Genomic DNA, 17,754 nt, shown 5'->3' with positions numbered 1-17,754 from the left:
AGATTTTCCTCGGAAGGCATTCGGTGAGACGAGCCGGCGCGTGGAGTTGATCCACGCGCCGGAGCGATGCTGAGAGGCCTAGTTGGGCAGCGAGAACACGGTCAGCGTACCGCCGAGTGCCGTGTAGTTGCTGAGCGCCGCGTAGCCACCGACTGCGCCGAGACCGGCGGTCGGATCGGTCAGACCTGCCGCCAGACCGATGCCAGCCCAGCCGCCCACGCCGGAGAGCACTGCGACATACTGCTTGCCGCCGTTCTCATAGGTGGTGACGTTGCCGATGATGCCGGAAGGAGTCTTGAACTTGTAGAGCTCCTTGCCGGTCTTGGCGTCGACTGCCTTCAGGTAGCCTTCGAGCGTTCCGTAGAACACCACGTTGCCTGCGGTTGCGAGCGCACCCGACCAGACCGAGAACTGCTCCTTGTTCGACCAGACGATCTTGCCGGTCTTGCCGTCCCAGGCGATGAAGTTACCCATGTGGGTTTCACCCTGCGGCGGATACATCGAGAGCGTCGCACCCACATAGGGCTGGCCCGCGGTGTAGCTCACCTTGAACGGTTCATAGTCCATGCAGACGTGGTTGGTCGGGACGTAGAACAGCTGCGTGTCCGGCGAGTAGGCTGCCGGCTGCTCGTCCTTGGTGCCGAGCGCGGCCGGGCAGATGCCCTTCACGTTGTGGTCCTCGCCCGCCTTGTCGGTCGAAGCTGCGTCGAGCACCTTCGGGCGGCCGTAGGTCGGCGAGTTCTTGTCCATGTCGACGCCGGAGGTCCAGTTCACCTTCGGATCGTACTTTTCGGCGACCAGGAGCTCACCGGTGGCACGATCGAGCGTGTAGCCGAGGCCGTTACGATCGAAGTGCGTCAGCAGCTTGCGCGGCTGGCCGTTGATCTGCTGGTCCGAGAGGATCATTTCGTTGACGCCGTCATAGTCCCACTCGTCGTGGGGCGTCATCTGATAAACCCACTTGGCCTGGCCGGTGTCAGGGTTGCGAGCCCAGATTGTCATCGACCATTTGTTGTCGCCGGGACGCTGCTTCGGATTCCAGGTCGAGGGATTGCCCGATCCGTAGTAGACGAGGTTCAGCTCGGGGTCGTAGGAGATCCAGCCCCAGGTGGCGCCGCCGCCGATCTTCCACTGATCGCCTTGCCAGGTCTTCAGGCTGGAGTCCTTGCCGACCGGCTTGCCGAGTGCGGTGGTCTTCTCGGCGTCGACCAGGATTTGATCATCCGGTCCTTCAGAGTAGCCGCGCCAAGCCAGCTTGCCGGTCTTGATGTCGTAGGCGCTCATATGCGCCTGAACACCGAACTCACCGCCGGAAATGCCGATCAGCACCTTGTCCTTGACGACGAGCGGCGCCGAGGTGCCGGTCTCGCCCTTGCCGGGATCGCCATTCTTGGCGGTCCATGCAACCTGACCGGTCTTGGCATCGAGCGCGACCAGGGTGGTGTCAGCCTGATGCAGGAAGATCTTGCCGTCGCCGTAAGATACGCCGCGGTTGACTGTGTCGCAGCACATCACGGGGATGACGTTCGGGTCCTGCTTCGGCTCATACTTCCAGACGATCTTGTTCTCGTTCGAAAGGTCAATAGCGTAGACCTTGTTCGGGAACGGTGTGTGGACGTACATCATGTTGCCGATGATCAGCGGGCCGCCTTCATGGCCGCGCAGCACGCCGGTCGAGAAGGTCCAGGCGACCTGGAGCTTGCCGACGTTTTGAGCATTGATCTGGTTGAGCTTGGAATAGCGGGTATTGGCATAGTCGCCCGCCGGCATCACCCAGTCTTTCGGGTTCTGCGCCATCTTGTTCAGCTCGTCATTGGCTGACGCGCTGCCTACGGCGAGAGCCGCAGCGGACCCAAGAAAGGTCGCCAGTAGTACCTTGCGCATAGTCATTCCTCCGTTGTCTCGTTTATTTTTCCGAAGCATTGCTCAATCACCGGGCTTCTCGTCCGGTGTCTGCTCGTGCAGGGCGGTCACATTTGGGACCAGAAACGATGCTGGGTGCTTTCTCCTCCTGATGAGAGCTACGGGTCCACGTGCAGGAGCGGCCCGTTTTTGTTGTTCCTGATGCATCCGTAGCGACTTCGCCATCGGGAAACTTGCCCAAGAGAGAAGCTGGTTTGCTTGACAGCGCACGGCCGCGAAGATTTTGATTTTGCAGTAGCGAATTCAGCGGCTTCCGCAGCGCTTAGGGACTGTCTTCCACGCTTAGGTTCCCCTTGACGGCGCTGCAACTAAGGCGGAGGATTAACTTCCAAGGGTGGCAATGGAACGATGGCGCTCGTTCCAGAAGATCGCTCAAAATCGAGGTAAACGTCACGCAATCACGGTTCAGGGCTCCGGCAGCGCGGCTCGCGATTCGCGTCAAAATCTCCGGATCAAACCAGTGGCTGGATTAATGTCCGACACAATTCACACGCTCTCGACGACGGGAATGACGCCGAAGCGGCAGATCCAGAGCTGGATTGACGGGCTGACGAGCCTGTGTGGGCATTTCGACGTCGATCCGCTGGAAGCGTCTTCGCTCGAAGGCCGCATCGACTACACCAGCGTCTCGCGCCTGAAGCTCTGCCAGATCGAGGTCAGCCAGCATCGCATCGCGCACACACTGGCGCGCGCCAAGGCCAACGAACACCCATATATCAAGATCCACTTCCAGACTTACGGCGTGTCCTATTTCGAGCAGGAAGGCCGCCACATCGAGATCAACCCGGGCGACATCATCGCCTATGACGTCTCCTGTCCGCATTCGATCATCAGCCCTGCTTTCACGCGCCACGACGTGGTGATCGTACCCAAGGCGCTGCTGCGCGACCGCGGGTTCCCGTCGCAGCGAATGCCGGCCTGCAAATTGACCTCACGCACGGGAACGGGGCGGATCGCCCACGATTTCGTCCATGCGACCTTCGACGAGGCGGCCAAGCTGTCGGCGAATAGTGCGGTCGGCGTCGCCGATTCGCTGATCGACCTCTTGCTGCTGCCGCTGCGCGAGGCGGACACGATGCTCGATCGCGTCGGTCCCGAAGCGACCTATGTGCGCGCGCAGTTCTTCATCCGCGAGCATTTGCGCGATCCGGATCTGTGCATCGACCAGATCTCCGGCGAGCTCGGCTGCTCCAAGCGTTATCTGCACATGCTGTTCTCGGAGCGCGGCACCACGGTGAGCGACTACATCTGGCAGGCGCGTCTTCAGAATTGCCGCCAGGAGCTCGAGGCCCACGCCGGCAAGACCATCACCGACGTCGCGTTCTCCTGGGGCTTCTCCAGCTCATCGCATTTCAGCCGGGTGTTCCGGAAATATTTTGGCGTAGTGCCGTCCTCGATCCACAAGGCGCAACAGGGCGCGGTTGCCGCGGACGAGCATTAGGCAAACGCCAGGTTCGGCGACGACGACGGTTGACCGTCGCGCGCCCGCGATGTCTCTCACGCCGATATGGCGATGTAGGGAATGCTGGTCAGGAGAGCGGCGAGCAGCACCGCATTGCCGAGCATTCCACTCCAATGTAGTCGGCGTAGCCGGCGCGGGGCCTCGGCATCGCCGGCGTCCCTGGCGCTGAGCTGTTCGTCCATCCGTTGCATGAACCAGCGGCGTCCGTAGATCGCCAAGGCTGCAAGAAGGCCAACGCCCATCGCGGCGACCAGACGACCGTCGAGCAGGAAAGCGACCGCTCCGATGAGTCCGGCAACGCGCATCACCAGAAAATGCGCATTGAACATTCCGCGCAAAAGCTGGGCGACGGGCTGGATATCCAGCTTCACCAGCAGGAAGGCCGGAGACGCCAACGTGAAATAGCCCATCGGAAAGAGCAGGATGATCATGACGGCTACGGCAACGCCATCCGGTGTCATGGGATCGGCCTTTCTCGTCCGCGCCGGTGAGAGCTTCCCGGCAGCGTCGCACAATCATAGCGGGAAAATACGTTTCCGGCACTAGGCTTTGGTCGAATGCTGCGCCGCGAAGAGCGTCTTGTCTCGCGGTTCAGGAGGGCTCGAGGCCGAGCGACCGCGCGCTATCGATCCAGATCGGCAGCTCGCGCTGATACAGCGCGTTGGTGTCCTTGAAGCCGATCGCGGGTTCGAGCACGAACGTGTTGAGAACCTCCTTCACCTTCGGATCGTTGTTGGCAGCAACGCAAAGCTCCGCCAGGCGGTCGACGACCGGTTGCGGTGTCGCCTTCGGCACGGCCCAGCCGGAGAAGCCGCTGACGGTGAAGAATTTCGACGTCGCGCCCTGCTCGGGGAGGGTCTTGATATCGGGGATGGCGTCGACCTTCTTCGAATGAACCGCGAACACTGTGCCGCGATCGCTCTGCAAAACCGATTGCGCTGCCGTGTAGCTGCCCATGGCGACATCGAGCGTACCTTCCAGCATGCCCGTCCACATCGGGGCTTCGCCGCGATAGTGGATCGGCTCGATGGCAAGGCCATACTGCTTGTTGAGCTCGTGGACCGTCATATGCGGGGCCGAGCCCGCGCTATAGGTGCCGAAGTTGACCTTGCCGCTCTTGCGCGCAAAGGCGACGAAATCCTCCAGCGTCTTGACGCCGGTTTTCGGGTTCGCCACCAGCAACAGGCCGGCGCCCGGAATGACGCTGACGAGCGTCAAATCCTTGTCCATGTCGTAGCCCGGAGTCTTCATCACCACCCGGTTCATGATGTAGGTGGTGGAGATCGAGCACAGGATGGTGTGGCCGTCGGGCTCCGCGCGGGCGACCTCCGCCGTCCCGATCGCGCCCGCGGCACCCGGCTTGTTCTCGACGACGACGGTCTTTCCGACCTGCTTGGCAATGAATTCGCCATAGGCGCGTGCGAGCAGGTCAGTCTGTCCGCCGGCGGGATAGCTGCAAATCATGCGGATCTGCCGCGATGGCCACGCAGCCTGCGCCGAGGCGTTGCGCGAGACGAAGGGCGTCGCGAGTGTGGCGGTGCCGGCGGCAATGAAGTGGCGGCGATCGAGTTTTGGGGACATGATTCTCTCCCGGGTTGTCGCCGACGGTACTGCATCGGGTCGCCTCTGCCATGGGTGACAGGCGAGACAGATTGGCGCATTCGAAGGGCCGCGCTGTGCCTATTCGGGCGTCATCCGGACAATCGCACTTTTCGCATGACACGCAACCAGACGATTTCGGTCAGGGCTACCGCAAGCAAGCCAAAGGTGCCGCCGATCAGCACGTTGACGATGCGCTCCTCCGCGATGCCGCTGGCGCTGCCGGCGAAAGAGGCGGCCAGTGCGATGAAGAAGCAGCGCAGGCCGAAGCCGATGATGTAGCGGGAGAACGAGATCAGCGTGAGGGTGGCCGCGAGAACCGCGAGCGCATAGCCGACCCGGCTTTGCGGCAGCACCATGCCGGCGAGGAAACCGAGCGGCACGCCGGCGACGGCGCCGATCGCCCGCTGCTTCAGCTTGCCGGTCGAAGCGGCGAGATCGCCGACCACGACGCTTGCGGCCGACCACATCACCCATTGGCCCTGCGCGAGATCGAGGATCTCGACCAGAGCCGCCGCAGCGAACACCGCAAGGGCGGTTGCCGCCGCGGGCACAAACCATTCGGCCGCGGGCGCTCCGAACGAGGTCGCGGCATCGCCGCACCGTCGCTGGTCGTAAATCCGGATGGCGCAGACCAGAGCCAGCGCGATCGGAGAGGACACCATGATCATGCCGGCATGGCGCAGGGCTTCCGGGGCGCTCACGCCCTCCCGCACCTCGCAGGCAAGATACACGGCGGGGATGAACACCCAATTCCCGAGCGTGCGGAAATGTTCGCCGTGGCGCGTCACTGCGACCGCAAGGAATCCGGCGAGCGCCGTCAGCACTGCGAATAGCGGCTTGATCGGGTTCGCGAGGAACAGCGCGGCAAAGGTGAGGAGGATGGCGAGATAATGCCACGCGACGACTTTCGGCGGCAGGTGCAGCCTGAGTGCGGGAATGAGCAACGAGACCGCGACCAACCCGAGATTCAGCAGCGCCGTCTCGCGCGCGATGAAATAGGCGGCGACCATCGGGCCGACGACGATCAGCGCCCGCACCAGCTCGCCGGTCTTGATTTCGCGCGAGAGGAGATCGCGCAGGCTTGCGGCGGAAGGATTCACGATGCCACCAGATGGCCGAATGAAAACGGCGGCATCATAGGGTGCAGAATGTCGCCGAGCTAGCCATGGTTGTAGCGGCCCATCGACCACTTTATCCGTCATTCCGGGAGCCGGACGCTCCGGTCAACGCTGAATGATCTTCATCCAGACGTCGCCGAGGATCGCGGGCTCACGCGGCGGCAGATAGGTCAGCCCCGCCTGCCTGCCGAATTCGGCGATCTTGCCCTCGGCAGCAAGCCCGGTCAGCGCCTTGTTGACGGCGTCGGTCAGCGCGGGATCGCTGGCGAGCCCGACATAGCCGCGATTGGCCCCGATCGGATAGTAGTAGCCGGACGCGGTGATCGCTGTATCGGGGTGCGCGGCGCGATGGGCGTCGAGGCGGCCGAGGTCGATCAGCGTCGCGTCATAGTCGCCGCGGGCAAGTGCACCGAGGAGATCATCGCGGCCGGGGACGAGATGGGTGATGTCGTCGATGAGGCGCCCCTTGTCGAAGGTCATGAGGATCGCATCGCCGAGCGAGCCGCTCTCGATGACGAGGCGCAGGCCGGCGAGATCGCCGATATCGCCGATCTTGCGACCCCGCGCCTTCGGTCCGAGCACGACCGTCATCGGCGAGTAGACATAGGGCTGGCTCGGCGCGAGCACGCCGAGCGCGACGCGGCGGCGCCGGTCGTCGCGCGTGGCGCCGGAAAAACCCGGCAGGCGCGCCGTTTTCATGCCGGGCTTGACGAGGGAGTCCGTCGTCAGCGCGTAGCCGCCAACGAGCGAGCAGCGGCCGTCGGACAGCAGCGCATTGGCCTCGAGCTGCGGGCTCGAATCCTCGTCCAGCTTGCTCTCGAACCACTGGATCGTCAGCGGCCGTCCGAGCCGATCGGCGATCGCTTGCGCCAGCAGCACGTCGAAACCCGAGCCCGGCTTGCCCTTGTGATGCATCGAGAGCGGCGGCCTGTCTTCGTCGAGACAAATCTTGAGCGGATCGTCGGCCGCGCGTGCAGCCGCGGCCGCCGCCGCGAGGATCGCGGCAATGCTCCAAGCGGCCAGCCAGCGCCTCATGGTTTTCTCCGGCTCGAGATGAAGGCCCAGAGATTCCCGATCTCCTCGTCGCTGAGAATATCGGCCCAGGGCGGCATCTTGTTGTTCTTGCCGTTCTTCACGGTGGTGACGAAGCGCGTCTTGTCGTCGGGGAAGGCGCGCAGGTCCGGCGTGATGGTGCCGGGGTTCATCATGTTGGGACCGTGGCAGTGCGAGCATTTCTCGGCATAAGTCGACTTGCCGTGGTCGATCTGTGCCTGCACGGGATTGCCGGTTGAATCATCCGCGGCACGAACGGTCGCCGCAAGCGCGACCGTCAGCACCGCGACGGTGGCGAGGATCGCCACCGTCTTGTGAGATAGCTTTCTCAGCATCGTGCCGTGGTTATTGCTTGACCGCAAAAACCCAAAGCGAGCCGCCGGGCGGGACTTTGGCCAGCCGTTCGTCGCCGGAGAACAGCGAGTAGACGCCGCCGTAGCCGCTCGTCACGGCGACATACTGCACGCCGTCCTGCTGCCAGGTCACCGGTTGTCCTTCGATGCCCGAGCCGGTCTGGAACTGCCAGAGCTTCTTGCCGGTGTCGGCATCGAAGGCCTCGAACTCGCCGGTCAGCGCGCCCGAGAACACGACGCCGCCCGCAGTCGACAACACGCCGGAGAAGCGCGGGATGTCGCTTGGTGCTTCCCACTTCGCCTTGCCGGTCATGGGATCGATCGCCTTCAGATGACCGCGCGGACCATCACCCCATTCCCAGAGATCGGTAAGGTCCATGCCGAGATACCATTCACCCTGCTTGAAGGTGGCGGGTTCGGTCTTGTACCTGCCGCCGAAGGCTAGCGTGTTGGCGTAAGCGAGGCCGGTCTGCGGATTGAACGACATCGGCTCCCAGTTCTTGCCGCCGAGGATCGACGGATAGACTGTCACCTTCTTGCCCTCACGCGCGTCCTTCGAGACGTCGGTCTCGATGGGACGTCCGGTCTTCATGTCGATTTCTGTCGCCCAGTTGACCTTCACGTAGGGATTGGCCGCGAGCAGCTTTCCGTTGGTGCGGTCGAGCACGTAGAAGAAGCCGTTGCGGTTGGCGTCCATCAACACTTTGGTCGGCTTGCCCTCGACGTTCATGTCGGCGAGGACCATCTCGGCCACGCTGTCATAGTCGAATGGATTGTTGGGCGAGAACTGGTAGTGCCATTTGATCTTGCCGGTCTTGGGATCCATCGCCAGCACGGAGCAGGTGTAGAGGTTGTCGCCCGGGCGAACCGCCGAGTTGAACGGTCCGGGATTGCCGATACCCCAATAGACCGTGTTCAGCTCGGGGTCATAGGAGCCCGTAATCCAGGTCGAGCCACCGCCGAGCTTCCAGGTATCGCCCTTCCAGGTGTCGCCGCCGGGCTCGTCGGGGGAGGGGATCGAATGGGTGCGCCACAAATGCTTGCCCGTTGCGGGATCCCAGCCGTCGATGAAGCCGCGGGTGCCGAACTCGGCGCCGGAGATGCCAGTGATCACGATGCCGTCGGCGACCAGCGGCGCCACCGTCATCGAATATCCCTCCTTGATATCGGCCGCCTTCTGCCGCCACAGCTCCTTGCCGTCCTTGGCGTCGAGCGCGATCACGTTGGCGTCGAGCGTGGTGCGGAACACCTTGCCGTCATAGAGTGCTGCGCCGCGATTGATGATGCCGCAGCAGACGATGCGCGGCGTTTCGGCAGGATACTCGACCTTGGATTTCCAGATCTGCTTGCCGGTCTTGGCGTCGACCGCCATGGTCGCGTTGTGCGACGTCACGTAGATCACGCCCTGGTACACCAGCGGCTGCGATTCCTCGCTGCGATCGTCGTTGAAAGAGTAGTTCCAGACCGGGACAAGGTTCTTGACGCTGTCCTTGTTGATCTGGTTCAGCGTCGAGAAACGCTGGAGATTGTAGCCCATCCCGTAATTGAGAACGTTCGATGTATCGGTCGCGCCCTTGACCAGCTGCTCGCTGGTTTGTGCATTTGCCCAAGTCGATGCAAGCATGACGAGGCTCGCGGCCATCGCAAAGCGTTTCATCCGTTCCTCCCAATATGCGCGCCTATTGACGCTGCGACAGCAACACTCCGCCCGAATGCAAAACGCGTCAATACGAAAGTCGTAATTGCGATGCCGATATGGTGGGCGGCGCGGGATGCCGGTCATCTGACGGAGAGCTGACAAGCAACTCTCACTTGTGCGCAGGCGCTGAAGAAATTCCGCGACACGGAGCAGGAGCGCGTGCGCCACGGCAATGGTCGGGCCGACGGGTTCCGCAAGTTGTACGGGCGCAGGCTGCAATTCGGGGCTTGAACCGAGGCTCGCTTGGGGACTTATGTCGTCGATCTGGCTCGAATCGGAGCTCTTGGTCTGGGAGGTTTTCATGATATCGCGTCGCTCTGTTGCACTTGCGCTCACGATTGCACTGCTGTCCGGTCCGGCATGGTCGGCCTCCGGCAATGCGGTCAAGACGTTCGATACCGACAATGACGGCACGCTCGATCTCGCCGAGGTGAAGAAGGCGGCGGCCGCGTTGTTCGCCAAGCTCGATCCCGATCACGACGGCACGCTCGACGCCCGCGAGTTGCGCGGACGGTTAACGGCGAAAGAACTCGCCGCCGCCGATCCCGATCGCGACGGGACTCTCACGCTCGACGAATATCTCTCGGTGGTGGAGCAGCGCTTCAACGCAGCGAATCCCGACAAGGACGGAACGCTGGATGCGAAGGAGATGAACTCGCGCGCCGGCCGCGCGCTGCTGCGCTTGTTGCGGTGAGAACTGCGCCGCTTGACTGAGAGCGAAGGCGAGTTGCCCGAGAGAGAAATTTGCAAGCGCGATGCGACAGTTCGCTGTGTCAACGGCGCGATTCCAGACTTGCGCTGTGCCTGACGCAGCCCTAGGTTTTGGCCGGCGCGATGTCGCGCTCAATCCCTTGGGAGTCCCCGAATGGCCTGGAAAGCTCCGAAGATCGTGGAAGTGCCGGTCGGCATGGAAATCAACATGTACGCCTGCGCTTTGCGCAAGTAAGACTGCAAGACTGACGACCTGCCGCGGCTTCGATGGCAAACACCGTCGAAGCCGTGGTAGTGTCGGGGATGCGAGCGAGAGCCCATACATTCTGGACCATAGTCGCCTGCACCGTCGCGCTCGCGCCGGCATGCGTCAGCGCCGAAGAGGGCTTCGATACCGAGCACATCTTCGGCTTCATGATCGGCACCGATGTCGGCAATCCCGGCGAGCGCGAATTCCAGACCCAGACGACAGGTCGATTCGGCAAAGGCGGCGGGACCTATCGCGCGCTGTCGCAGGAGGTCGAAATCGAGGTCGTGCCGCTGCCGAACTTCCGCGTCGAGGTCGGCGGCACTGCCACCCTGCACGACATCACCGGCGTCCCCGATATCGGCGACCGTCGCCAGTTCAATTTCCAGGGCGCTTCGCTCGACCTGCGCTATCGCCTGCTCGATCGCGAGCGCGCGCCATTCGGGTTAACTGTTGCCGCCGAACTCCATGGCGACCGCATCGACGAGACCTCCGGCGCAAAAGGGCGGATGTACGGTACCGATTTCACGCTCGCTTTCGATCGCGAGCTGATCCCGAACTTTGCTATCGGGGCGCTCAACCTGATCTATCAGCCGGAATGGGCGCGCTTCGAGATGACGGGGCTGTCCGAAAAGAGCTCGACCATCGGCGCGGCGTTCGCCGGCCTCGTGCGCGTGCGGCCCGATGTGCTGCTCGGCGGTGAGGTGCGCTACTTCCGGCAGTACGAAGGCATCGGCCTCGGCGAGTTCGCAGGCCAGGCCCTCTTCGTCGGTCCGACCGCCTATTTCCAGCTTTCGGAGCGCTCGCGCCTAACCATGAGCTGGAGCATGCAGGCCTGGGGCCGTCCGGCCGGATCGGGCGGCAATCTTGACCTCGTCAATTTTGAGCGCCATCAGGCGAGGCTGGTGTTTGGGGTCAATTTCTAGCGCTCGCGCACCGGTTGCGGGGACAGGCGACGGGCGATTCCCGCTCGATTTCGCGCGGCCGGATTGAAACTTCCCGCTCCTCGGAACGTAATCTTTTGTGCTAACTTCATCGCCTCTGCGAGGATCCCGGCATGAACCCGATCGACCTGGTGGTGACTGTGTGTGCGGTGCTCTCGCCTGCGACCTGCGAGGAGCAGCATCTGGTGTTCAACTATGCGGGGTCGCCGACGCAATGCGCGATGGCTGCGCCGCCCTATATCGCGCAATGGGTCGGCGACCATCCGAAGTGGCAGGCGGTGCGGTGGCGCTGCGAATATCCGCACCCGAACGACAAGGCGTGAAGCCCTGAGCTGCGTTGCCGGTCGCGACTGGCTTAGGTCCTCATCCTGAGGAGCTTGCGAAGCAAGCGTCTCGAAGGATGGCCGCAGGCGACAGACGGGCCTGCATGGTTCGAGACGCGCGTTCCGCGCTCCTCACCATGAGAGGAAAACACTCGTAACGCAGCCCGCGTTACTTGCTGCAATCCTTCAGATCCTTGTCGGCGATCGAGAACACCGCATCCGCCTTGATCTCGATGTCGCGCACGATGCACTGCCGTGCATTGGGATAGCTGACCCTGGCGTCGTAGCGGCCGGGCTCGACGCCGGTGATGCGCAGCCGCTCGTCGTGGTCGACCTCCTTGTCCTTGTCGTTCAGGCACTGGTTCGGCCCCCACTCGGTCTTCCCGGCCGGCGAGAGCTGGAAGCCGGAGATCGTCTCCGTCGTCAGATTCCAGAGCCGGATACCTTTGCCCTTGGCCTGCGCGAGCGCCGCGCCCGGCATCGCAACCAACAGGATGCCGATCGCAATCAGCGTACGTCGCATGGTGACCTCCCGCGAAGATTTCGTTGGTCCAGTTGACCATGAGTTCTCATTTTGATTCAAGCTGCAGCGCCGCGAGCTCGGCTCTGATCCTGCCGAGCTCGGCCTCGCTGCGCTCCGCGCGCGGGATGGCAATCGGCACCTCGCGCACGATGCGCGCCGGTCGCGGCGACAGCAAGAGCAGGCGGTCGCCGAGCCGGATCGCGTCATCCAGGCTGTGGGTGACGAGCAACGTCATCACCGGACGGCGCGCCATCAGCGTCGCGATCTCGTCGCGCAAACGGCCGGCGAGTGCATCGTCGAGCGAGGCGAGGGGTTCGTCGAGCACGAGCAGGTCGGGCTCCACCGCAAAGGCCCGGGCGAGCGCGACGCGCCGGGCGAGGCCGAGTGACAATTCGCCGGGAAAATGGCTGCGATGCGCCTCCAGCTCCAGGATCCTGAACAGCTCGGCGAGCTTGGCATCAGTGACATCGGGTGCCGCAAGCCGCACATTCTGCTCGACCGAGCGCCATGGCAGCAGCCGCGGCTCCTGGAAAACCATGCCGATCCGCGCTTCCGGCGGGCGCGAGACGCGTCCCTCGAAATCGCGGTCGAGCCCGAGGATGATGCGCAGCATCGTGCTCTTGCCGCAGCCGGACGGGCCGATCAGCACACCGACCTCGCCGGATTGAAGCGCGAAGTGGACCGGCGCGAGCACCTCCTGCGTTCCGCCGGCCGCACTTCTGAACGTCTTGCCTGTGATATCGACCTCAAGCCGCACGGGGTCGCCACCGGGTCGCACGAGCTTCGAACGGTTGCACCAGCGCGGTCTCGATCACGAGCACGACGGCGGCGAAGGTCAGTGAATAGGCCAGCAGCCGCGGCGTGTCGAACAGCTGGAAAGCGACGCCGATCTCGAAGCCGACGCCGTTCGGCCGGCCCAGGAGTTCGGCGACCAGTACGATCTTCCACACCAGCGACAATCCGGAGCGGGCTGAGGCTGCGATATAGGGCGCCAGTTGCGGCAGCACGACGTGGCGGAAGGCGCGCAAGCGCCGCATCGCGAACACGCTCGCCATCTCGTCGAGCGAGCGGTCGAGCGCGCGCGCGCCCTCGCGTAGGGTAACGATGGCGGTCGGCAGCTTGTTGATGGCGATCGCCGCGATCGCTGCGGCCTCGGTGAGCCCGGCCCAGATATAGGCGAGCACGATCACGACCAGGGCGGGCAAGTTCAGGAGCAGGATCAGCCAGGGATCGCCGAGCCGGTCGGCGAGCTTCACTCGTCCCATCAGATAGCCGATGGCGCTGCCGAGCGACATCGCCAGCACGAAGGCGAGGCTTACGCGGGCAAGCGTGGCGCCGAGATGCAGGAACAGCGCGCCGCTCGATGCTTCCGCGATGACGACGTCGAGCACGGCGGGCGGGGAGGGCAGCTTTGCGGCGCCGACGAACAGCGCGGCTGTCCACCAGATCGCGAGCAACAGGGCAAACGACAGAAGACGCAGCACCTCAGTCTCCGGGAACTGCGTGATAGAACGTGCCTGGCTCGAGTTCAGCGGCCGAGCCAACGAGGTCGCGTCCGCCGGTCTCGGCCAGCACGCGGTAGAGCACGCGCGCGTCCTTTTCTTCGTCATCGATGCTCCGGCGCGGAATGCCGTCGCGATAGCGCTCGCGATAGGTCTTGAGCAGGGTGGCATCGTTCGTGCCGGTGAGCGGTGCGATCTTGTCCCAGGCAGCATCCGAGGTCACCAGCAGCTGCTTGGCCCTGCGAGTCATCGCGATGAAGCGCGCCACAGCGTCCCGATGGCTCGCCGCCCAGCTCTCGTCGAAGACATAGCCGACTGCGGAGACGGCGCCCTTGGCGCCGAGCTTCGGCAAAATGTCCTCGATGCCGGCGAGGCGTCTAAAGCCCTTCGCCTCCAGCTGTGCGCAGAAATTCCAGAAGTTGAGGCTTGCATCCATCTCGCCGTCGAGCGCCTTGGCGGCGATCAGGGGCGGAGCCCCATAGACGATAGTTGCCTCCGATTTCAGGTCGATGCCGTCCTGCTTCAAGCGCGCCTGGAGCAGCAGCCAGCTCTTGTCGATGGGACCACCGCCGACCGCGAGCTTGCGGCCCTTCAAATCGGCGAGCGACCTGATCGGCGAGGAAGCCGGCACCATCACCGCGCCGAGCGCGCTGGAATAGGGATAGAAGGTGAGCTTGGCGCCCAGCGTGCGCTCGCGAGACACCCACAGCCAGTCGGACAGGATGATGTCGGCGTTACCCGCACGCAACGCGATCTTACCGGCCTCGGGGCTCGCAAGCTCGGTGACGTCGAGCGACAGGTCGGCCTCCTTGTCGAGGCCGCCGGCGCGGATCGCGGCCAGCTCCCAAGAGAATGTTCCGGTCTTCTGCACCGCAAGGCGGATTGTATCCGCGGCGCGGCCGGGCCCGGCTAGTGTCAGCGCCAGCGTCACCGCAAGTGCCAATGATCGACCAATTGCTCTCATCACCTTGTGAGCCGTTTCCTCAGACAGAGTGCTTTTCAGGACAATAGGCATAGCATAACTTCCGTCGCAACCAGCGGGAGGACGCGCATGAATCTGGCCGGACAGCTACGACCGATTGTCGCCGCATTGGCTGTGTGGGCTGCGACCGCGCTCGCCGCGCAGGCTGAAGAGGCCAATGATTATCCGACGTCGGCGCGTGCCGAGTATGTCTATGGCTGCATGAAGGCCAATGGCGAGAGCCGGCAGGCGATCGAGCAATGTTCCTGTTCGATCGACGTGGTGGCCTCGATCGTATCCTATGAGCGCTACGTCACCGCAGAAACCGCGCTCAGCATGTCCCAGGTCCGCGGCAATCTCGGCGTCCAGTTCCGCACCTCGGAGCAGGCGAACTCGGCCGTGAATGATTTGAGGCGAGCACAGGCGGAAGCCGAGGTGAGGTGTTTCTGACCGCTTCGCGGCGCCTGTAGTGGTCGTCATGCGGCCGGGACAAGTCCGGCCATGACGACTAGGAGACCTACGTCCCCGGCTTCTCCACATCCCACTCGTTGCGGAACACGTGTCCGTCCGTGTCCTTGGCTTCCGCGCGAAAACGCCTGGCGCCGTTGGACACATAGGTGAAGCGCAGATTAGGATCTTCCGAGATCGAGATGCCGCCTTCCATCGAGAGTACGGGGCTGTCGTCCTGCGTCAGCTTGAGCTGGTTGACGAAGAAGGCGGGAATATAGAGCTGCGTGACCTGGTCCATCTGCAGCCCGGAATTATTGGGATGGCCGATCATGATCTGAGCCTCCCGCATGCGGCTCGCCGGTGCCTCCTCGCGCGCGAATTGCCGGTAACGCATCTGCCCGAGCCGGTTCTGGGCTTCCTCCGCATTCTTTCCTGCCGGGGCCGAGCAACCGCCGGAAGCCTTTACATAGACCTTCGAGACATAGAGCTGGCCGTCGCTGAGCTCGGCCACCGCATGGACGTCGGTGTAATTGTTGACGCGCACGCGCGTCGAGATTTCGGTGACGTTGGCATCCGATCCGAGTTCGAACTTCGCCGCCATCGGCGCGGGATTACGATCGATCACCAGCGTGATCGAACGGATGCGGCGGGCATCGCCAGGCGAGAGCTTGCTGCGCAGAGTGACCGGCACGATGGCCGCGTCCTCGGCACGATACGGCATCTCGATGCCAATGACATTGCCGCCGTCATTCATCGGACGGTTGCTGAAGATGTCCTGCACCAGGCCCGGCCAGGGATCGTAAGCGTCTTCCGCCTGCGCCGGCACGGCGAATGCAATGCCGAGGAGCAGGGCGATCAGAGGCAGGCGGCGCGTGCATCCCGTCATGGTCATGGTCTCGCGGACGAAGCAACGTTACGGACATCGTAGCGCGTCCGCTACTCCCATTCAATTTCCGAAAATGCTGCGGTTGCGTTGCGGGCATTGTAGTCATCGAACAGCTCCCAGTGCGGCCGTTCCGAGGCGGCGGCCTTGTCTGCGGCGGTCCGGATCGGCTCGCCCTTCTTGTTCGATGCCCGGACGTCCGCCAGCAGTGCCATCAGATAGCGCCGCTCATCGGACAGCGCCGCAGGCCATTCGCTCACGGGCCCGTGACCGGGAACGACGCGCTGCGCCGGAATGCTCTCGAGTTCCCCGAGGGTGCCGAGCCAGCCGCGAATGCTGCCGTCCATCACCGGAATATGGCGGAGGAAGACGAGGTCGCCAGTGAACAGCGTCTTCGTCATCTCATCGAACACGGTCAAATCATTGTCGCTGTGCCCGGCCGGCCAGGCCCGCAAGGTCAGGCGGCGTGCGCCGAGATCGAGCGTCATTGTGTCCGTGACGAGCATTGTGGGCGGCACGATTTTCACAGGAGAGATCAATTCGTCGCCCATGATCCGTCTAAAATTATCGAGATAGTACGGGCCGCGCGCAGCCAGCGCCCGCGGCAGCCTGCTGTGACCGACGAAAATGGTGTCCCCGACTGCGAAGGCCGCATTCCCGAAAACATGGTCGGGATGGCCGTGGGTATTGATGACGTAGCGGATCGGCTTGCTGGTTCGGGCCCGCACCGCCGCCAGCAGCGCCTCGCCCTCGCGAACGCTACCGCCGGTATCAATCACAGCCACCGCATCCTCGCCCACGATGAAGCCGACATTGGCGATGTCACCCTCGTTCTCGCGGGTCATCAGGGCGATGGTCCCGGAGTGTACGAATATTCCCGGTGCGACTTCGCTCACAGGCAATTCGGCCGCTGCGGCGCATGCTAGCGTCGCTGTCACCAGCAGGGACAAGGCTGCGATCACGAGAGCGATGCGAGACACTTTTCCGCCTCAGTTCAAAGGGTTGCGCGCATTGCACTGCAATAAAGAAAAGCCAGCACACAATCTGGCAAAACATGGCGCGTCATGCGTTGCATGGCTAGCATTCAAACAAGCCCAGGAGGAAGCGCGATGACGGAGGCCGGACGACATCGTCGCTGGTTGTTTTCACTGAGTATCCTGGTTGCGTCTTGCGCGTTCGGCGACGTCGCCATCGCGCAGACCAACGAGACGGGTGACCTCTCGTTCGAGCTGGTCGATCCCAAGGTGTTGCGCGTCTGTTCCGACCCACGCAATCTGCCGTTCTCAAATGAGAAGGGCGAGGGGTTCGAGAACAAGCTTGCCGAGCTGTTTGCGGACAAGCTCCAGAAGAAGCTCGACTATGTCTTTTTTCCGCAAGCCACCGGCTTCGTGCGCATGACGCTCGGCTCGCATCGCTGCGACGTCATCATGGGCTTCCCCCAAGGCGATGACCTCGTGCAAGGCACCAATCCCTATTACCGCACGAGCTATGCCCTAGTCGCGAAAGCAGGCAGCGGGCTGGAGGAGGTCGACACGCTCGAGGATGCCAGGCTGAAGGGCAAGCATGTCGGCATCGTCGCCGGCACGCCGCCTGCGACCAACATGGCCATCGCGGGACTGATGGGTGATGCAAAGCCCTATCCGCTGATGATCGACACGCGCTACGACAATTCGGCGCAGGCAATGATCAATGATCTCACGGCGGGCAAGATTGACGCCGGCGTGCTGTGGGGACCGATGGCGGGGTTCTACGCGAAGAAGGCGGGCTCGCTTCATGTCACCCCGCTGGTCAAGGAAACCACCGGGCCAAAACTGGTCTATCGCATCGGCATGGGCGTGCGTGGCGCCGACCAGAACTGGAAGCGGCAGCTCAACAAGCTGATCCAGGAGAACCAGGGCGAGATTAACAAGATCCTGCTCGACTTCGGCGTTCCGCTGCTGGACGAGAACGATCGGCCGCTCGGCGCGGAGACGGCCAAAAAGACGCCATGAGGCAGACGC

20 protein-coding genes are annotated in these 17,754 nt (G+C 63.3%); 7 read left to right on the top strand and 13 right to left on the bottom strand.

All coding sequences use genetic code 11. The annotated features are described in order from the left end of the window. Window positions 1-78: 78 nt before the first annotated feature. The gene (gene xoxF5 / locus IVA75_RS16365; RefSeq protein ID WP_027566535.1) at window positions 79-1,884 is read right to left on the bottom strand and encodes a lanthanide-dependent methanol dehydrogenase XoxF5; all 1,806 of its coding nucleotides are present in this window, start codon (window positions 1,882-1,884) and stop codon (window positions 79-81) included. A gap of 511 nt (window positions 1,885-2,395) precedes the next feature. Here xoxF5 and IVA75_RS16360 point away from each other — a divergent pair. Next, window positions 2,396-3,364, top strand: a complete 969-nt coding sequence (locus tag IVA75_RS16360) for a helix-turn-helix domain-containing protein (protein ID WP_027566536.1) — start codon at window positions 2,396-2,398, stop codon at window positions 3,362-3,364. A gap of 56 nt (window positions 3,365-3,420) precedes the next feature. On the opposite strand, the gene IVA75_RS16355 is transcribed toward IVA75_RS16360, so the two are convergent. The 6 genes from IVA75_RS16355 to IVA75_RS16330 all read right to left on the bottom strand — a co-directional run bounded on the left by IVA75_RS16355 (window position 3,421) and on the right by IVA75_RS16330 (window position 9,168). Continuing rightward, window positions 3,421-3,846, bottom strand: a complete 426-nt coding sequence (locus tag IVA75_RS16355) for a hypothetical protein (RefSeq protein ID WP_027566537.1) — start codon at window positions 3,844-3,846, stop codon at window positions 3,421-3,423. Between the two features lie 130 nt (window positions 3,847-3,976). Then, entirely contained in the window at window positions 3,977-4,966 is a 990-nt protein-coding gene (locus tag IVA75_RS16350) for a tripartite tricarboxylate transporter substrate binding protein (RefSeq protein ID WP_247290613.1), read from the bottom strand. 110 nt (window positions 4,967-5,076) lie between these two features. Next, window positions 5,077-6,087, bottom strand: coding sequence for an FUSC family protein (locus IVA75_RS16345; protein WP_247290612.1), 1,011 nt, complete (start codon window positions 6,085-6,087; stop codon window positions 5,077-5,079). Between the two features lie 123 nt (window positions 6,088-6,210). Continuing rightward, window positions 6,211-7,140: a transporter substrate-binding domain-containing protein gene (locus tag IVA75_RS16340; protein ID WP_247290610.1), complete on the bottom strand. Its 930-nt coding sequence runs from the start codon at window positions 7,138-7,140 to the stop codon at window positions 6,211-6,213. After that, the gene (locus IVA75_RS16335; RefSeq protein WP_027566541.1) at window positions 7,137-7,493 is read right to left on the bottom strand and encodes a cytochrome c; all 357 of its coding nucleotides are present in this window, start codon (window positions 7,491-7,493) and stop codon (window positions 7,137-7,139) included. Before IVA75_RS16335 ends, IVA75_RS16340 begins: the two co-directional genes overlap by 4 nt. Window positions 7,494-7,503: 10 nt before the next feature. Further along, entirely contained in the window at window positions 7,504-9,168 is a 1,665-nt protein-coding gene (locus tag IVA75_RS16330; RefSeq protein ID WP_247290608.1) for a methanol/ethanol family PQQ-dependent dehydrogenase, read from the bottom strand. Between the two features lie 343 nt (window positions 9,169-9,511). Here IVA75_RS16330 and IVA75_RS16325 point away from each other — a divergent pair, with 343 nt between their 5' ends. From IVA75_RS16325 to IVA75_RS16310, 4 genes are all read left to right on the top strand, one after another. Continuing rightward, window positions 9,512-9,904, top strand: a complete 393-nt coding sequence (locus IVA75_RS16325; RefSeq protein ID WP_027566543.1) for an EF-hand domain-containing protein — start codon at window positions 9,512-9,514, stop codon at window positions 9,902-9,904. 171 nt (window positions 9,905-10,075) lie between these two features. Further along, window positions 10,076-10,156: a pyrroloquinoline quinone precursor peptide PqqA gene (gene pqqA, locus IVA75_RS16320; RefSeq protein ID WP_018460299.1), complete on the top strand. Its 81-nt coding sequence runs from the start codon at window positions 10,076-10,078 to the stop codon at window positions 10,154-10,156. 32 nt (window positions 10,157-10,188) lie between these two features. Next, window positions 10,189-11,094, top strand: a complete 906-nt coding sequence (locus IVA75_RS16315; protein WP_027566544.1) for a hypothetical protein — start codon at window positions 10,189-10,191, stop codon at window positions 11,092-11,094. A 131-nt stretch (window positions 11,095-11,225) separates the two neighbouring features. Next, window positions 11,226-11,435 (top strand): hypothetical protein, encoded by a 210-nt coding sequence (locus tag IVA75_RS16310; RefSeq protein ID WP_027566545.1) that lies wholly within the window; start codon window positions 11,226-11,228, stop codon window positions 11,433-11,435. A gap of 169 nt (window positions 11,436-11,604) precedes the next feature. On the opposite strand, the gene IVA75_RS16305 is transcribed toward IVA75_RS16310, so the two are convergent. The 4 genes from IVA75_RS16305 to IVA75_RS16290 are packed head-to-tail and all read right to left on the bottom strand — an operon-like array spanning window position 11,605 to window position 14,424. After that, window positions 11,605-11,958 carry a hypothetical protein gene (locus IVA75_RS16305; protein ID WP_007601387.1) on the bottom strand — a complete coding sequence of 118 codons (354 nt, stop codon included), beginning with the start codon at window positions 11,956-11,958 and terminating at the stop codon, window positions 11,605-11,607. 46 nt (window positions 11,959-12,004) lie between these two features. Next, window positions 12,005-12,715 carry an ABC transporter ATP-binding protein gene (locus IVA75_RS16300; RefSeq protein ID WP_247290606.1) on the bottom strand — a complete coding sequence of 237 codons (711 nt, stop codon included), beginning with the start codon at window positions 12,713-12,715 and terminating at the stop codon, window positions 12,005-12,007. Further along, a complete protein-coding gene (locus tag IVA75_RS16295; protein ID WP_027566548.1) occupies window positions 12,705-13,442 on the bottom strand; it encodes an ABC transporter permease subunit in 738 nt (245 codons plus the stop codon). Before IVA75_RS16295 ends, IVA75_RS16300 begins: the two co-directional genes overlap by 11 nt. Before the next feature lies 1 nt (window position 13,443). Next, window positions 13,444-14,424 (bottom strand): ABC transporter substrate-binding protein, encoded by a 981-nt coding sequence (locus IVA75_RS16290; protein WP_247290847.1) that lies wholly within the window; start codon window positions 14,422-14,424, stop codon window positions 13,444-13,446. An 87-nt stretch (window positions 14,425-14,511) separates the two neighbouring features. On the opposite strand from IVA75_RS16290, the gene IVA75_RS16285 reads away from it, so the two are divergent. Further along, on the top strand, window positions 14,512-14,871 hold the full coding sequence (locus tag IVA75_RS16285; RefSeq protein ID WP_027566550.1) for a hypothetical protein: 360 nt from the start codon (window positions 14,512-14,514) through the stop codon (window positions 14,869-14,871). Between the two features lie 67 nt (window positions 14,872-14,938). On the opposite strand, the gene IVA75_RS16280 is transcribed toward IVA75_RS16285, so the two are convergent. Further along, on the bottom strand, window positions 14,939-15,757 hold the full coding sequence (locus IVA75_RS16280; protein WP_247290604.1) for a quinoprotein dehydrogenase-associated SoxYZ-like carrier: 819 nt from the start codon (window positions 15,755-15,757) through the stop codon (window positions 14,939-14,941). Between the two features lie 50 nt (window positions 15,758-15,807). Next, window positions 15,808-16,734 (bottom strand): quinoprotein relay system zinc metallohydrolase 2, encoded by a 927-nt coding sequence (locus IVA75_RS16275; protein ID WP_247290594.1) that lies wholly within the window; start codon window positions 16,732-16,734, stop codon window positions 15,808-15,810. A 129-nt stretch (window positions 16,735-16,863) separates the two neighbouring features. Here IVA75_RS16275 and IVA75_RS16270 point away from each other — a divergent pair, with 129 nt between their 5' ends. Then, entirely contained in the window at window positions 16,864-17,745 is an 882-nt protein-coding gene (locus IVA75_RS16270) for a substrate-binding domain-containing protein (RefSeq protein WP_247290591.1), read from the top strand. The last annotated feature ends 9 nt before the right edge of the window (window positions 17,746-17,754 follow it).

The sequence above is a fragment of the Bradyrhizobium sp. 134 genome, from assembly GCF_023074155.1.
Classification (GTDB): domain Bacteria; phylum Pseudomonadota; class Alphaproteobacteria; order Rhizobiales; family Xanthobacteraceae; genus Bradyrhizobium.
The sequence above is the reverse complement of the archived record's forward strand: the minus strand, read 5'-3'. Positions and strand labels throughout refer to the sequence as shown.

What these genes read in the sequence shown, in the direction of transcription:
- xoxF5 (WP_027566535.1), bottom strand. Translation starts at nt 1,884, where the DNA reads ATGCGCAAGGTACTACTGGCGACCTTTCTTGGGTCCGCTGCGGCTCTC.
- IVA75_RS16360 (WP_027566536.1), top strand. Translation starts at nt 2,396, where the DNA reads ATGTCCGACACAATTCACACGCTCTCGACGACGGGAATGACGCCGAAG.
- IVA75_RS16355 (WP_027566537.1), bottom strand. Translation starts at nt 3,846, where the DNA reads ATGACACCGGATGGCGTTGCCGTAGCCGTCATGATCATCCTGCTCTTT.
- IVA75_RS16350 (WP_247290613.1), bottom strand. Translation starts at nt 4,966, where the DNA reads ATGTCCCCAAAACTCGATCGCCGCCACTTCATTGCCGCCGGCACCGCC.
- IVA75_RS16340 (WP_247290610.1), bottom strand. Translation starts at nt 7,140, where the DNA reads ATGAGGCGCTGGCTGGCCGCTTGGAGCATTGCCGCGATCCTCGCGGCG.
- IVA75_RS16335 (WP_027566541.1), bottom strand. Translation starts at nt 7,493, where the DNA reads ATGCTGAGAAAGCTATCTCACAAGACGGTGGCGATCCTCGCCACCGTC.
- IVA75_RS16330 (WP_247290608.1), bottom strand. Translation starts at nt 9,168, where the DNA reads ATGAAACGCTTTGCGATGGCCGCGAGCCTCGTCATGCTTGCATCGACT.
- IVA75_RS16325 (WP_027566543.1), top strand. Translation starts at nt 9,512, where the DNA reads ATGATATCGCGTCGCTCTGTTGCACTTGCGCTCACGATTGCACTGCTG.
- pqqA (WP_018460299.1), top strand. Translation starts at nt 10,076, where the DNA reads ATGGCCTGGAAAGCTCCGAAGATCGTGGAAGTGCCGGTCGGCATGGAA.
- IVA75_RS16315 (WP_027566544.1), top strand. Translation starts at nt 10,189, where the DNA reads ATGGCAAACACCGTCGAAGCCGTGGTAGTGTCGGGGATGCGAGCGAGA.
- IVA75_RS16310 (WP_027566545.1), top strand. Translation starts at nt 11,226, where the DNA reads ATGAACCCGATCGACCTGGTGGTGACTGTGTGTGCGGTGCTCTCGCCT.
- IVA75_RS16305 (WP_007601387.1), bottom strand. Translation starts at nt 11,958, where the DNA reads ATGCGACGTACGCTGATTGCGATCGGCATCCTGTTGGTTGCGATGCCG.
- IVA75_RS16290 (WP_247290847.1), bottom strand. Translation starts at nt 14,424, where the DNA reads ATGAGAGCAATTGGTCGATCATTGGCACTTGCGGTGACGCTGGCGCTG.
- IVA75_RS16285 (WP_027566550.1), top strand. Translation starts at nt 14,512, where the DNA reads ATGAATCTGGCCGGACAGCTACGACCGATTGTCGCCGCATTGGCTGTG.
- IVA75_RS16280 (WP_247290604.1), bottom strand. Translation starts at nt 15,757, where the DNA reads ATGACGGGATGCACGCGCCGCCTGCCTCTGATCGCCCTGCTCCTCGGC.
- IVA75_RS16270 (WP_247290591.1), top strand. Translation starts at nt 16,864, where the DNA reads ATGACGGAGGCCGGACGACATCGTCGCTGGTTGTTTTCACTGAGTATC.